Annotated in this window: 13 protein-coding genes; 11 read left to right on the top strand and 2 right to left on the bottom strand. The window is 71.1% G+C overall.

Annotation, left to right across the window (positions count from 1 at the left end):
• Window positions 1-2: 2 nt before the first annotated feature.
• Entirely contained in the window at window positions 3-1,268 is a 1,266-nt protein-coding gene (locus tag SALPAC3_RS0105065) for a cation:proton antiporter (RefSeq protein ID WP_018220180.1), read from the bottom strand.
• Window positions 1,269-1,422: 154 nt separating this feature from the next.
• On the opposite strand from SALPAC3_RS0105065, the gene aroC reads away from it, so the two are divergent.
• The 6 genes from aroC to nusB all read left to right on the top strand — a co-directional run bounded on the left by aroC (window position 1,423) and on the right by nusB (window position 5,893).
• Window positions 1,423-2,601, top strand: a complete 1,179-nt coding sequence (aroC, locus tag SALPAC3_RS0105060; RefSeq protein ID WP_026185243.1) for a chorismate synthase — start codon at window positions 1,423-1,425, stop codon at window positions 2,599-2,601.
• Window positions 2,601-3,104: a shikimate kinase gene (locus tag SALPAC3_RS0105055; RefSeq protein ID WP_018220178.1), complete on the top strand. Its 504-nt coding sequence runs from the start codon at window positions 2,601-2,603 to the stop codon at window positions 3,102-3,104. Before aroC ends, SALPAC3_RS0105055 begins: the two co-directional genes overlap by 1 nt.
• Before the next feature lie 199 nt (window positions 3,105-3,303).
• On the top strand, window positions 3,304-4,377 hold the full coding sequence (gene aroB / locus SALPAC3_RS0105050; protein ID WP_018220177.1) for a 3-dehydroquinate synthase: 1,074 nt from the start codon (window positions 3,304-3,306) through the stop codon (window positions 4,375-4,377).
• The gene (gene aroQ / locus SALPAC3_RS0105045) at window positions 4,374-4,805 is read left to right on the top strand and encodes a type II 3-dehydroquinate dehydratase (protein ID WP_018220176.1); all 432 of its coding nucleotides are present in this window, start codon (window positions 4,374-4,376) and stop codon (window positions 4,803-4,805) included. The genes aroB and aroQ overlap by 4 nt, the downstream gene beginning before the upstream one ends.
• A gap of 96 nt (window positions 4,806-4,901) precedes the next feature.
• Window positions 4,902-5,459 carry an elongation factor P gene (efp, locus tag SALPAC3_RS0105040; RefSeq protein ID WP_011905742.1) on the top strand — a complete coding sequence of 186 codons (558 nt, stop codon included), beginning with the start codon at window positions 4,902-4,904 and terminating at the stop codon, window positions 5,457-5,459.
• Between the two features lie 23 nt (window positions 5,460-5,482).
• Window positions 5,483-5,893, top strand: a complete 411-nt coding sequence (nusB, locus tag SALPAC3_RS0105035; protein WP_196231340.1) for a transcription antitermination factor NusB — start codon at window positions 5,483-5,485, stop codon at window positions 5,891-5,893.
• Between the two features lie 106 nt (window positions 5,894-5,999).
• Here the strand turns inward: nusB and bldD are convergent, their stop codons facing one another.
• On the bottom strand, window positions 6,000-6,488 hold the full coding sequence (gene bldD, locus SALPAC3_RS0105030; RefSeq protein WP_011905744.1) for a transcriptional regulator BldD: 489 nt from the start codon (window positions 6,486-6,488) through the stop codon (window positions 6,000-6,002).
• Window positions 6,489-6,772: 284 nt separating this feature from the next.
• Between bldD and pyrR the strand changes: the two genes are divergently transcribed.
• From pyrR to carB, 5 genes are read left to right on the top strand one after another with little or no spacing between them, the layout of a single operon-like run.
• Window positions 6,773-7,354: a bifunctional pyr operon transcriptional regulator/uracil phosphoribosyltransferase PyrR gene (gene pyrR, locus SALPAC3_RS0105025; protein WP_018220174.1), complete on the top strand. Its 582-nt coding sequence runs from the start codon at window positions 6,773-6,775 to the stop codon at window positions 7,352-7,354.
• A gap of 58 nt (window positions 7,355-7,412) precedes the next feature.
• On the top strand, window positions 7,413-8,339 hold the full coding sequence (locus SALPAC3_RS0105020; RefSeq protein WP_018220173.1) for an aspartate carbamoyltransferase catalytic subunit: 927 nt from the start codon (window positions 7,413-7,415) through the stop codon (window positions 8,337-8,339).
• The gene (locus SALPAC3_RS0105015; protein ID WP_018220172.1) at window positions 8,336-9,613 is read left to right on the top strand and encodes a dihydroorotase; all 1,278 of its coding nucleotides are present in this window, start codon (window positions 8,336-8,338) and stop codon (window positions 9,611-9,613) included. Before SALPAC3_RS0105020 ends, SALPAC3_RS0105015 begins: the two co-directional genes overlap by 4 nt.
• Before the next feature lie 58 nt (window positions 9,614-9,671).
• On the top strand, window positions 9,672-10,832 hold the full coding sequence (carA, locus tag SALPAC3_RS0105010) for a glutamine-hydrolyzing carbamoyl-phosphate synthase small subunit (RefSeq protein ID WP_018810407.1): 1,161 nt from the start codon (window positions 9,672-9,674) through the stop codon (window positions 10,830-10,832).
• Window positions 10,825-14,172: a carbamoyl-phosphate synthase large subunit gene (gene carB / locus SALPAC3_RS0105005; protein ID WP_018220170.1), complete on the top strand. Its 3,348-nt coding sequence runs from the start codon at window positions 10,825-10,827 to the stop codon at window positions 14,170-14,172. The genes carA and carB overlap by 8 nt, the downstream gene beginning before the upstream one ends.
• Window positions 14,173-14,205: the final 33 nt, after the last annotated feature.

Raw genomic sequence — 14,205 nt, 5'->3', positions numbered from 1 at the left:
GCCTACGGCGGCGGCTGAGCGCCGTCGCCGGGGTGTTCTCGGCGATCGGCCGAGGCCGCCCGCAGTCGTTCTGACCACTGGGGGGTCATCGCCGGGTCGAAGATCCGGGCGACCAGGACGTCGGTTGACGAGTGCGCCAGGATCGACAGGACGACGGTCAGCGCCACCAGGTGGAACACCTCGTCACCCGCGGTGATCCCGGCCTGGAGCACGAGCAGGCCGTAGACCACCGAGGCGAAACCCTTCGGGCCGAACCACATGGCGGCGAACTGCTCGGTGCGGCTCAGCTTCGAACCGAGGAACGACACCGCGAGCGCGAGTGGGCGGGCCACCACGATGGCCAACACCGCGAAGAGCCAGCCGGTCCAGTTGATTTCACTGAGGAACTTCACCGAGATCAGGGCGCCGAACACCAGCAGGGCGGCGAGCTTGAACAGCTCGGCGACCAGCTCGCCGAAGTGTTCGAAGCTCTCCCGCTGTCGCTCGCCGAAGGTGGCCACGGTGATGCCGGCGGCGAACGCGGCGAGGAACAGGTTGGCGTGGGTGATCAGCCCCAGCGCGAGGACCAGCAGGCCGATCGCCACACCGTTGAGGGGCTCGTACTGGGTGGAGGCGGAGAAGTACCGCCCCTTCTCCAGCCGCAGGGCGAGCCATGGCACCGCCACCCCGATCACCAGGCCCAGGAGCAGCTCGATGCCCAACTCGTCGAGGTGCAGGTCGTCGGAGCCCTCCACGACCGCCAGGAAGAGGATGACGAACGGCAGTGCGAGGCCGTCGTTGATGCCGGACTCGACGTTGAGCAGGTGCCGCAGTCGGCGCGGGACGCCCACGTTGCCGACCAGGGCGGCGGCGAAGACCGGGTCGGTGGGGGCGAGGACCGCCCCGATCAGCAGCGCCTCGGGCCAGTCGAGTCCGGCCACGTAGTGCGCCAACACGGCGGTGATCAGGAGGGTCAGCGGCAGGCCCCAGCCGAGCGCCCGCCCGGGCAGCCGCCACGCCGCGCGTAGGTCGGCGAAGCCGACTCGCATGCCGTCGGTGAAGAGCACGGTGAAGAGCGCCAGCTCCGCGAGCCCGGCGACGAGCTCGCTGTCGGCGGTGATCTCCAGGACACCGGTGGTGTCCGGGCCGAGCAGGACGCCGGCGAGGAGGAAGACCACGGCCGTGGAGAGGATGCTGCGGTGCGCGAGGCTGGACAGCAGGACGGCCAGCAGCAGCACGGCTGCGAACGCGAGGAGCAGCACCGGGGCCTCCGGGTGGGTCGAAACCACGTCGTCGCCGACCAGACTTCCGGGAGGCCGCCATGATCGTACGGATTCGCTGCCAACGGGGTGATCGTGACCGTCCCGCGGACAGTTGTGTCCGCAGGGCGGGACGGGCCGGGTGTGGCACCTGGCGCCTACCGGGCGTGCCAGACTGGCCGTTGTGTTGCGCTGGTTAACTGCAGGGGAATCACACGGTCCCGCCCTGGTCGCGTTGCTTGAGGGGGTCCCGGCCGGGGTCGAGGTGACCACCGAGGAGATCGCCGGAGAGCTGGCCCGGCGTCGCCTCGGCTACGGCCGTGGTGCCCGGATGGCGTTCGAACAGGACGAGATCGAGGTCATCGGTGGGCTGCGGCACGGGGTGACCCTGGGCAGCCCGGTGGCGATCCGGGTCGGCAACTCCGAGTGGCCCAAGTGGCGCACGGTGATGGCCGCCGACCCGGTTGACCCGGCGGAGCTGGCCGGGCAGGCCCGTAACACGCCGCTGACCCGTCCCCGACCGGGGCACGCCGACCTGGCCGGCATGCAGAAGTACGGGCACACCGACGCCCGCCCGATCCTCGAACGGGCCAGCGCCCGGGAGACGGCGGCCCGGGTCGCCGTCGGTACCGTCGCCAAGGCCCTGCTCCGGCAGTCGCTGGGCATCGAGGTCGTCTCGCACGTCGTGGAGCTGGGGTCGGTCGCGACGACACCGGGGCTGCGACCCAGCCCGGCCGACGCCGAGCGGATCGACGCGGATCCGCTGCGCTGTCTGGACCCGGAGGCGAGCCGCCGGATGGTCGCCGAGGTCGACGCCGCGAAGAAGGACGCCGACACGCTCGGCGGCGTGGTCGAGGTGCTGGCGTACGGGGTGCCCCCGGGGCTCGGCAGCCACGTGCAGTGGGACCGGAAGCTGGACGCCCGGCTGGCCACCGCGCTGATGTCCATTCAGGCGATCAAGGGGGTGGAGATCGGCGACGGCTGGCAGCAGGCGCGTTCCCGGGGCTCCGTCGCACACGACGAGATCATTCCCACCGCGACCGGGGTCCGGCGAGTCACCGACCGGGCCGGCGGCCTGGAGGGGGGCATCACCACCGGTGAGCCGCTGCGGGTGCGGGCCGCGATGAAGCCGATCTCCTCCCTGAACCGCGCGCTGTCGACGGTCGATGTCACCTCCGGTGAGCCCGCCACCGCGATCAACCAACGCTCGGACGTGTGCGCGGTGCCGGCCGCGGGGGTCGTCGCCGAGGCGATGGTGGCGCTGGTGCTGGCCGAGGCGGCGGTGGAGAAGTTCGGCGGCGACTCGGTGGCCGAGCAGCGCCGCAACCTCGCCGGCTACCTCGAAGCGCTGGTTGTCCGCTGATGGCGCCGGTCTGTGTGTTGGTGGGCCCGCCCGGCTCGGGCAAGACCACCGTCGGGCGAGCCCTCGCCGAGCTGCTCGGGGTGGAGTTCCGGGACACCGACCTGGACATCGAGGCGACGGCGGGCAAGCCGATCTCGGAGATTTTCATCGACGAGGGGGAGGCGCACTTTCGTAACCTCGAACGGGCGGCGGTGGCGACGGCGCTCGCGGGTGCCACCGGGGTGCTCGCCCTCGGCGGCGGTGCGGTGCTTGCCGAACAGACCCGGGCCGCGCTGACCGGCCACACCGTCGTGTACCTGTCGGTGGAGCTGCCCGACGCGGTACGCCGGGTCGGGCTGGGTGCGGGGCGACCCCTGCTCGCGGTCAACCCGCGGGCCACCCTCAAACACCTGCTGGAGCAGCGCCGGCCGCACTACGCGGCGGTGGCGACGGCGACGGTGGTAACCGACGGCCGGACGCCGGAGCAGCTCGCGTCCGAGGTCGCCACGCTACTGCCCGCCTGACGGGCGCCGGGGCCGACCGGGCGGCCAACGGTTCCGGGTCTGGTCCAGTTCCGAGTCCGAGTCGGGTCCTGGCCCAGTACCGGGTCCTGGCCCAGTACCGGGTCCTGGCCCAGTACCGGGTCCGGTTCTGGTTCCGCGCCCCGGGACACCTTCGACCGTCGCCGCCACCGGTACGGCCGGCTCGGTTAGGCTGCGCGCGATGGACGAGATTACCCGGATCGCGGTTGGCGGTGACCAGCCGTACGACGTGTTGGTGGGGCGCGACCTGCCGGACCTGCCGCGGTTGCTGCCGGGCGCGCATCGGCTGGCCGTGCTGTACGCGTCGCCGCTGCAGGGCCGGGCCGAGCAGCTGGCGGAGCGGACCCGGGCGGCCGGGGTGACGCCGCTGCTGGTCGAGGTGCCGGACGCGGAGGCGGGCAAGCACATCGACGTCGCCGCCACCTGTTGGGAACGGCTCGGTGCGGCGGGCTTCACCCGTGCCGACGCCGTCGTCGGGGTGGGCGGCGGCGCGGTTACCGACCTGGCGGGTTTCGTCGCGGCCTGCTGGCTGCGCGGGGTGCGCTGGGTGCCGGTGGCGACGTCGCTGCTGGGCATGGTGGACGCGGCGGTAGGTGGCAAGACCGGCATCAATACCTCCGCCGGCAAGAACCTGGTTGGCGCGTTCCACCCGCCAGCCGGGGTGATCTGTGACCTGACGGCGCTGGACAGTCTCGCTCCGGTCGACCTGGCCGCGGGAATGGCCGAGGTGGTCAAGTGTGGCTTCATCGCCGACCCGGTGATTCTTGAGCTGGTCGAGCGGGAGCCCGCCGTCGCCGTCGACCCGGCGGGGCCGGTGCTCCGGGAGCTGGTCGAGCGGGCGATTCGGGTCAAGGCGCAGGTCGTCGCGGGTGACCTTCGCGAGTCGGGGGCCCGGGAGATACTCAACTACGGGCACACCCTGGCGCACGCCATCGAGAAGGTGGAGGGCTACCGCTGGCGGCACGGCCACGCGGTCGCGGTGGGGCTGGTCTACGCGGCGACCCTGGCCCAGCTCGAAGGCCGGCTGGACGCGCAGACCGCGCAGCGGCACCGGGCGATGCTGGGCGCGCTCGGCCTGCCCACCGGATATCGGGCGGAGGCCTGGCCGGACCTGCTCGCCACGATGCGGGTGGACAAGAAGGCGCGGGGCAGCATCCTGCGCTTCGTGGTGTTGGCCGGGCTCGCCCACCCGACGATTCTCGAGGCGCCCTCCGACGAGTTGCTGCACGCCGCCTACCAGGAGATCGCCGAATGAGGGTGTACGTGCTCAACGGGCCCAATCTGGGCCGCCTGGGCACCCGGCAACCGGAGGTCTACGGCACCACCACCCACGCCGACCTGGTCGAGCTGTGCCAGCAGACCGGGCGGGAGCTGGGGCTGGAGGTGGTCGTCCGGCAGACCGACGCCGAGCACGAGCTGCTCGGCTGGCTACACGAGGCTGCTGACCTGGGCGCTTGCGTGGTGCTCAATCCCGCCGCCTGGTCGCACTACTCGATCGCGGTGCGGGACGCCTGCGCCCTGCTGCGCGCCCCGTTGGTCGAGGTGCACCTCTCCAACATTCATGCCCGGGAGGCGTTCCGGCACCACTCGGTGGTCTCGGCGGTGGCGACCGGGGTGATCTGTGGGCTGGGCGTGGACGGCTACCGCCTGGCTCTGCACCACCTGGCGGCCCAGGCCCGCTGATCGCCGGTGGGGCCGCGGCCCGCTCGGGCGAGCCTGCCCAAACACGGCCTAGTAGACTTGCCGGGTCTGTCCGCCACCTTATGATCAAGGCAGGAAATGGCCACCACCAACGACCTGAAAAACGGCATGGTACTCAACCTCGACGGTGAGCTCTGGGCCGTCGTCGAGTTCCAGCACGTCAAGCCCGGAAAGGGTGGTGCGTTCGTGCGCACCACGCTAAAGAACGTGCTCTCCGGCAAGGTGGTCGACAAGACCTTCAATGCGGGCACCAAGGTCGAGACCGCGACCGTTGACAAGCGTACGATGCAGTACCTGTACGCCGACGGCGAGGACTTCGTCTTCATGGACCTGGAGACGTTCGACCAGATCAATGTGCTCGGTGACACGGTCGGCGAGGCTGCGAACTACCTGCTCCCCGAGGCCGAGGCGACGGTCGCCACCCACGAGGGGGTGCCGCTCTACGTGGAGCTGCCGACCAGTGTGGTGCTCGAGATCACATACACCGAGCCGGGGCTCCAGGGAGACCGTTCGACCGGCGGCAGCAAGCCGGCCACGGTCGAGACCGGCGCGACCGTGCAGGTGCCGCTCTTCATCACCACCGGCGAGAAGATCAAGGTCGACACCCGCGACGGCCGTTACCTCGGCCGTGCCTGATGGCCGAGGGGCCCAAGCAGCAGATGCCGGCGCGTCGCAAGGCGCGCAAACGGGCGCTGGACGTGCTCTTCGAGGCGGACCTGCGGGGCCGTCCACCGGTTGAGGTTCTCGCCGGCTACGTGGAGCGGATCGAGAAGCCCCGACCGGAGCATCTGGGATACGCGGTTGGCTTGGTTGAGGGGGTCGCTGCCCACCTGGACCGGGTTGACGAGCTGATCGCCAGCTACGCCGAGGGGTGGACGCTGGACCGGATGCCGACCGTTGATCGGAACCTCGCCCGGATCGCGGTCTACGAGCTGATCTACGTGGACGAGATCGACGACGCGGTGGCGATCAGCGAGGCGGTGGAGCTGGCCCGGCAGATGTCGACCGACGATTCACCGCGGTTCCTCAACGGCATTCTCGGCCGGATCGCGGAGTACGCCACCCGGTAGCCGCCACCCCGGGGCGCTGGCTCGAAAGCGAGCTGGCCGCAAGCGCGACCGGATAGGCTAAAAGGGCCCGTGCCGACCGGCACGGGCCCTTTTCGGGTGGCGCTACTCAGGAGGCGAAGAACGCCCGCGGGTCGGCGACGAGGACGCCGTGCTCGTTCAGCCGCTCGATCAGGCCAGACGGCGAGGCGTCGTAGACGATCGCCAGGGCGCGCAGGTCGTCGGCGCGGATCGACAGCACCCGGCCGTTGTAGTCGCCGCGCTGCTGCTGGATCGCGCGGGCGTACCGGGCGACGTAGGCGAGGTCCTCCGAGGCCTCGTCGTAGAGCCGCTCGAGGTCCAGCACGATCTTGCTGGTGGGCTCGTGGCGGACGCCACTGCCGTCGGGCAGCAGCTCGGAGACGGGAACACGGTAGAAGTCGGCCAGCTCGGCGAGGCGGGACACGGTGACGGCTCGGTCGCCGCGTTCGTACGAGCCAACCACGACGGCCTTCCACCGTCCGTTGGACTTTTCCTCTACGCCCTGCAGGGACAGGCCCTGCTGCTGGCGAATGGAGCGCAGGCGGGCGCCCAGCGACTTGGCGTACTCAGAGGGCATTCGGACACTCCCAGTGCTGCTCGGGGTTCTCCCGTCGATCGCTACGGAGCGTGACGGTACGGGGATTGGGACAGCCGGTCAAGTGGTCGTGGACATTCCCGGTTCATCCTGGGTGAGTTGTCCCGGTTTTGCCGTTCTGTCGCCGGGCCCTCGGCCGGCGACGGTCGAGACGGTGACCACTGGTAACGTTGCCCGAAGCCCCGGTCCGGTCCGTTCGCGGTCCGCGCCGGTCACTCCGACATCCTTTAACGACCCGTCCCGTGAGGCGGGGAAGGAGGTCCGCCGTGGCGTACCCACCGGCTGCCCACTCACCGACCACCCGACAACCCTCGGTGAAGGTGATACTCACCAGCGCCGACGTGCAGCGCGTGGTGGACCGCATCGCCCACCAGATCCTTGAGAAGACCCAGGGCGCCCGACAGACCGTCCTGCTCGGAATCCCCACCCGGGGCGTGCCGCTCGCCCGGCGGCTCGCCGCCCGGATCAGCGCCTTCGAGGGGGTGGATGTCCCGGTCGGCGTGCTCGACATCACCCTCTACCGGGACGATCTGCGTCAGCACGGCACCCGCGCCGTCGGCCCCACCGACGTTCCCGCCGGCGGCATCGACGGCCGGCGGGTCGTCCTCGTCGACGATGTCCTCTTCTCCGGCCGGACCGTGCGGGCGGCACTCGACGCCCTGAACGACGTCGGCCGGCCAGCCTCGGTCCAACTCGCCGTCCTGGTCGATCGCGGCCACCGGGAACTGCCCATCAGGGCCGACTACGTGGGTAAGAACATCCCGACCGCCCTCGCGGAGAGTGTCCGGGTCACCCTGGCCGAGCCCGACGGCGTGGACGAGGTCCGGCTCTACGGCGGTGACCGGTGAGCCCGCGGTGCGCGGCGCCGCGCCGCCCGTTGGTCGCGGCCGGAAGGGAGCTCGGCGCATGATCCGTCACCTGCTCTCCTGCGCCGACCTGGACGCTGGCACCGCCCTTGAGATCCTGGACACCGCCGCCGAGATGGCGACCGTGGCCGGGCGGGAGGTCAAGAAGCTGCCAGCGCTGCGCGGCCGGACCGTGGTGAACCTCTTCTACGAGGACTCCACCCGGACCCGGATCTCCTTCGAGGCCGCCGCCAAGCGGCTCAGTGCCGACGTGATCAACTTTTCGGTCAAGGGGTCCAGCGTCGCCAAGGGCGAGAGCCTCAAGGACACCGCGCTCACCCTCCAGGCGATGGGCGCGGACGCCGTCGTCGTCCGGCACCCCGCCTCCGGCGCCCCGTACCAGCTGGCCGACTGGGTTGACGGCTCGGTCGTCAACGCCGGCGACGGGACGCACGAGCACCCCACCCAGGCGCTACTCGACGCGTACACGATGCGTTCCCGGCTGGGTCGGCTCGCCGGTCTGTCGGTGGCGGTGGTCGGTGACGTGCTGCACAGCCGGGTGGCGCGCTCCAACGTCCTGCTGCTCTCCACCCTCGGCGCCAAGGTCACCCTGGTCGGCCCACCCCCGCTGATCCCGGTGGACATCGCCGCGGCCCTCGCGCCCGGCGCCGCCGTCTGCTATGACCTGGACTCGGTGCTGCCGCAGTCGGACGTGGTCATGATGCTGCGCGTGCAGCGGGAACGCATGAACGACTCCTACTTTCCCTCCGCCCGTGAGTACGCCCGCCGTTACGGCCTGGACGGCTTGCGGATGCGGCGGCTGCCGGAGCACGCGATCGTGATGCATCCCGGCCCGATGAATCGGGGCATGGAGATCACCTCGGAGGTGGCCGACTCGCCCCGCTCCACCATTGTCGAACAGGTCGCCAACGGCGTCTCCGTCCGGATGGCCGTCCTCTACCTGCTGCTCGGAGGGAACAACCGGTGACCGCCTATCTGATCACCAATGTGAGCGTCCTCGGCGCCACGCCGACCGACCTGCTGATCCGCGAGGGCGTCGTGGCCGAGACCGGCGTGGGGCTGACGGCCCCCGGCGCGGTCACGGTTGACGGCACCGGCCTGGTTGCGCTGCCCGGCCTGGTGGACCTGCACACCCATCTGCGCGAGCCCGGCCGGGAAGACGCCGAGACCGTCGAGACCGGCTCCCGGGCCGCGGCGCTCGGCGGCTACACGGCGGTCTGCGCGATGGCGAACACCTCCCCGGTCGCCGACACCGCCGGGGTGGTCGAGCAGGTCTGGCGGCTGGGCCGGGAGGCCGGGCTGGTGGACGTGCAGCCGATCGGGGCGGTCACCGTCGGGCTGGCCGGCGAGCGTCTGGCCGAGTTGGGCGCGATGGCCGACTCCGCCGCCCGGGTCCGGATCTTCTCCGACGACGGACACTGCGTCGCCGACCCGCGGTTGATGCGCCGGGCCCTGGAGTACGTGAAGGCGTTCGACGGCATCGTCGCCCAGCACGCCGAGGAGCCGCGGCTCACCGAGGGCGCCCAGATGCACGAGGGGGAGATCTCCACCCGGCTCGGCCTGACGGGCTGGCCGGCGGTCGCCGAGGAGGCGATCATCGCCCGGGACGTGCTGCTCGCCGAGCACGTGGGGAGCCGCCTGCACATCTGCCACGTCTCCACCGCCGGCAGCGTCGACGTGCTGCGGCAGGCCAAGGCCCGCGGCGTTCAGGTCACCGCCGAGGTCACCCCGCACCACCTGTTGTTGACCGACGAAAAGGCCGTCACCTACGACCCGGTCTACAAGGTCAATCCGCCGCTGCGGACGGCCGCCGATGTCGCCGCGCTGCGCACCGCGTTGGCCGAGGGGGTGGTGGACATCGTCGCCACCGACCACGCCCCGCACGCCGTGGAGGACAAGGAGTGCGAGTGGGCGTATGCCCGGCCGGGAATGCTCGGCCTGGAGACGGCGCTCTCCATCACGCTGGACGTGCTCGGCCCGCGGTGGGACCTCATCGCCGAGCGGATGTCCCGCACCCCCGCTCGGATCGCTGGCCTCACCGAACACGGCCACGACCCGGCGCCGGGGGCACCGGCGAACCTGACTCTGGTGGATCCGGCGGCGCGTCGCGTCATCGAGCCGACCGAGTTGGCCAGCCGCAGCCGCAACACCCCGTACGCCCGCATGACGCTGCCGGGTCGCATCGTGGCGACCTTCCTGCGCGGCGAGGCGACGGTTCTGGACGGAAAGGCAGTGAAGTGATTCGAGTACGGAGTGCGGTGGGGCAGTACCGCGTGGCCCGGAGTGCGGGGTGCGTGGCGTGAGGCGGCGATCGGCGATCCTCGTCCTGGAGGACGGGCGCACGTTCCACGGCGAGGCGTACGGCAGCGTCGGGGAGACCTTTGGCGAAGCGGTTTTCAACACCGGGATGACCGGCTACCAGGAGACGCTCACCGACCCGTCCTACCACCGGCAGGTGGTGGTGCAGACCGCGCCGCACATCGGCAACACCGGGGTCAACGGCGAGGATGACGAGTCCGGCCGGATCTGGGTCGCCGGGTACGTGGTCCGTGACCCCGCCCGGATCGGCTCGAACTGGCGAGCCACCGGCGGCCTGGAGGACCGGCTCGCCGCCGAGGGGGTGGTCGGCATCAGCGGTGTGGACACCCGGGCGCTCACCCGGCACCTGCGGGAGCGGGGCGCGATGCGGGTCGGGGTCTCCAGCGTCGAGACCGACCCGCAGGCGCTGCTGGCCCGGGTCCGGCAGGCCCCCCCGATGGTCGGCGCGGACCTCTCCGCCGAGGTGACCACCCCGCAGCCGTACGTGGTCGAGGCGCAGGGGGAGCACCGGTTCACCGTCGCCGCCCTGGACCTCGGCATCAAGCGAAACGTGCCCCGGCGGCTCGCGGCACGGGGTGTCACCACCCATGTCCTGCCGGCGCACTCGGGTATCGACGAGATGCGGGCCACCGGCGCGGACGCGATCTTCCTCTCGCCCGGCCCCGGTGACCCGGCGACCGCCGACGGGCCGGTGGCCCTGGCGCGCGCGGTGCTCGCCAGCGGTGTGCCGCTCTTCGGCATCTGCTTCGGCAGCCAGATCCTCGGTCGGGCACTGGGATTCGGCACGTACAAGCTCGGTTACGGCCACCGCGGGATCAACCAGCCGGTGCTCGACCGGGCGACCGGCAAGGTCGAGGTGACCAGCCACAACCACGGTTTCGCCGTCGCGTTCCCCGGTGCCGAGCCGGGGGCCGTCGTGCCGGACCGGGTGATCGAGTCCGAGTTCGGCGGGATCGAGGTCTCGCACGTCTGCCTCAACGACAACGTGGTCGAGGGGCTGCGGGCGCGCGACGTGCCCGCCTTCACCGTTCAGTACCACCCGGAGGCGGCGGCCGGTCCGCACGACGCGGACTACCTGTTCGACCGCTTCGCCGAGCTCATCGAGGGTCGCAACCACAGCGGGGGGCGCGCGAATGCCTAAGCGGACCGACCTCAAACACGTCCTGGTGATCGGCTCTGGGCCGATCGTGATCGGGCAGGCCTGCGAGTTCGACTACTCCGGCACCCAGGCGTGCCGGGTGCTACGCAGCGAGGGGATCCGGGTCAGCCTGGTCAACTCGAACCCAGCGACGATCATGACGGACCCGGAGTTCGCCGACGCCACGTACGTCGAGCCGATCACCCCGGAGTTCGTCGAACTGGTCATCGCCAAGGAGCGGCCGGATGCGGTGCTGCCCACCCTGGGTGGCCAGACCGCGCTGAACACGGCGGTCGCGCTGCACGAGGCCGGGGTACTGGAGAAGTACGGCGTCGAGTTGATCGGCGCGAACATCGACTCGATCCGCCGCGGCGAGGATCGGCAGCTGTTCAAGGATGTCGTCGCCAGGGCGGGGGTCCGGATCGGGGTCGAGGACCCGGCCACGCTGGTGCCGCGGTCCCGGGTCTGCCACTCGATGGACGAGGTCCGCGAGACCGTCGCCGAGCTGGGCCTGCCGGCGGTGATCCGGCCGTCGTTCACGATGGGTGGCCTCGGCTCCGGCATGGCCCACACCGAGGCGGACCTGGAACGCATCGCCGGTGCCGGCCTGGCCGCCAGCCCGGTGCACGAGGTACTCATCGAGGAGAGCGTGCTCGGCTGGAAGGAGTACGAGCTCGAGCTGATGCGGGACCGGAACGACAACGTCGTGGTGGTCTGCTCGATCGAGAACGTTGACCCGATGGGCGTGCACACCGGCGACAGCGTCACCGTGGCGCCGGCGATGACCCTCACCGACCGGGAGTACCAGCGCCTGCGGGACCTCGGCATCGCGGTGCTGCGCGAGGTCGGGGTGGACACCGGGGGCTGCAACATCCAGTTCGCGGTGAACCCGGCCGACGGCCGGATCGTCGTGATCGAGATGAACCCCCGGGTCTCCCGCTCGTCGGCGCTCGCCTCGAAGGCGACCGGCTTCCCGATCGCGAAGATCGCCGCGCGGCTGGCCATCGGCTACACCCTCGACGAGATCCCGAACGACATCACGCTGAAGACGCCGGCCGCCTTCGAGCCGACGTTGGACTACGTGGTGGTCAAGATTCCGCGCTTCGCGTTCGAGAAGTTCCCCGGCGCCGACCCGGAGCTGACCACCACCATGAAGTCGGTCGGTGAGGCGATGAGCCTGGGCCGCAACTTCACCGAGGCGCTGAACAAGGCGATGCGCTCGATGGAGACGAAGGCGGCCGGCTTCTGGACCGCGCCCGACCCGGCGGGTGCCACCCGGGAGGACACCCTCGCGGCGCTGCGGGTGCCGCACGACGGGCGGCTCTACACGGTGGAACGGGCGCTGCGGCTCGGCGCCTCGATCGCCGAGGTGGCGGCGGCGTCCGGTGGGATCGACCCGTGGTTCCTGGACCAGATCGCCGGCCTGGTGGAGTTGCGGGCCGAGATCGTGAACGCCCCGGTGCTCGATGACGACCTGCTGCGCCGGGCCAAGCGGGCGGGGCTCTCCGACCGCCAGCTCGCCGCGTTGCGCCCGGAGCTGGCCGCCGAGGACGGGGTTCGGACGCTGCGGCACCGGTTGGGTGTCCGGCCGGTGTACAAGACCGTGGACACCTGCGCGGCGGAGTTCGAAGCGACGACGCCCTACCACTACTCCACCTACGACGCGGAGACCGAGGTGGTCGGGTCGGACCGGCCCAAGGTGCTGATCCTCGGCTCGGGGCCGAACCGGATCGGGCAGGGCATCGAGTTCGACTACTCCTGCGTGCACGCCGTCATGGCGTTGCGGGACGTCGGATACGAGACGGTTATGGTCAACTGCAACCCGGAGACCGTCTCCACCGACTACGACACCGCGAACCGGCTCTACTTCGAGCCGCTGACCTTCGAGGACGTCCTCGAGGTGTGGCACGCCGAGGACTCCTCCGGCCGGGCGGCCGGAGGCCCCGGGGTGGTCGGGGTGGTCGTACAGCTTGGTGGCCAGACCCCGTTGGGGCTGGCGCAGCGGCTCAAGGACGCCGGGGTGCCGGTCGTCGGCACCTCCCCGGAGTCGATCCACCTCGCCGAGGAGCGGGGGGCGTTCGGCGCGCTGCTGGCCCGCGCCGGGTTGCGGGCGCCGGCACACGGCACCGCCATCTCGTACGACGAGGCGAAGACGATCGCCGCCGAGATCGGCTATCCGGTGCTGGTCCGGCCCTCGTACGTGCTCGGTGGTCGGGGCATGGAGATTGTCTACGACGACGCCACGCTGCGTGACTACATCGGCCGGGCCACCGACATCTCCCCGAATCATCCGGTGCTGGTGGACCGGTTCCTCGATGACGCGATCGAGATCGACGTGGACGCGCTCTGCGACGCCGCCGGCGAGGTCTACCTCGGCGGGGTGATGGAGCACATCGAGGAGGCCGGGATCCACTCCGGCGACTCCTCCTGCGCGTTGCCGCCGATCACCCTGGCCGGTTCCCACGTCGCCGAGGTCCGTCGGTACACCGAGGAGATCGCCCGGGGCATCGGCGTACGGGGCCTGCTCAACGTGCAGTACGCCCTCAAGGACGACCAGCTCTGGGTGCTTGAGGCCAACCCGCGTGCGTCCCGGACCGTGCCGTTCGTGTCCAAGGCCACCGCGGTGCCGTTGGCCAAGGCGGCGGCTCGGATCGCGCTCGGTGCCACCATCGCCGAGCTGCGTGCCGAGGGCCTGCTCCCCGCCGACGGCGACGGCGGCACCCTCCCCGCGGATGCGCCGATCGCGGTCAAGGAGGCGGTGCTCCCGTTCAAGCGGTTCCGCACCCCGACCGGGAAGGGGATCGATTCGCTGCTCGGACCGGAGATGAAGTCCACCGGTGAGGTGATGGGCATCGACACCGCATTCGGGTACGCCTTCGCCAAGTCGCAGTCGGCAACCTACGGCTCGTTGCCCACCAGCGGGAAGATCTTCGTGTCGGTCGCCAACCGGGACAAGCGGGGCATGATCTTCCCGATCAAGCGCCTGGCCGACCTGGGCTTCCAGCTGATCGCCACCACCGGCACCGCTGAGGTGCTGCGCCGGCACGGCGTCGCCTGCGAGCAGATCCGCAAGCACTACGAGTCGGGGGAGAGCGCGGACGCGGTCTCGCTCATCCGGTCCGGCGAGGTGGTGCTCGTGGTGAACACCCCGCAGGGTTCGGGAGCGAGCGCCCGCTCCGATGGCTACGAGATCCGCAGTGCCGCCGTGACGGCGGACATCCCCTGCATCACCACCGTCCCCGGCGCCGCCGCCGCGGTGATGGCGGTCGAGGCCCGGATCCGTGGTGACATGGTGGTCCGTCCGCTGCAGGCGCTGCACGCCTCGCTGCGAAGCGCCCGGTGAGCCCGAGCGGCCCGAGGTCGCTCACCCGGCCGG

Source organism: Salinispora pacifica DSM 45544, from assembly GCF_000378845.1.
Classification (GTDB): domain Bacteria; phylum Actinomycetota; class Actinomycetes; order Mycobacteriales; family Micromonosporaceae; genus Micromonospora; species Micromonospora pacifica.
The sequence above is the reverse complement of the archived record's forward strand: the minus strand, read 5'-3'. Positions and strand labels throughout refer to the sequence as shown.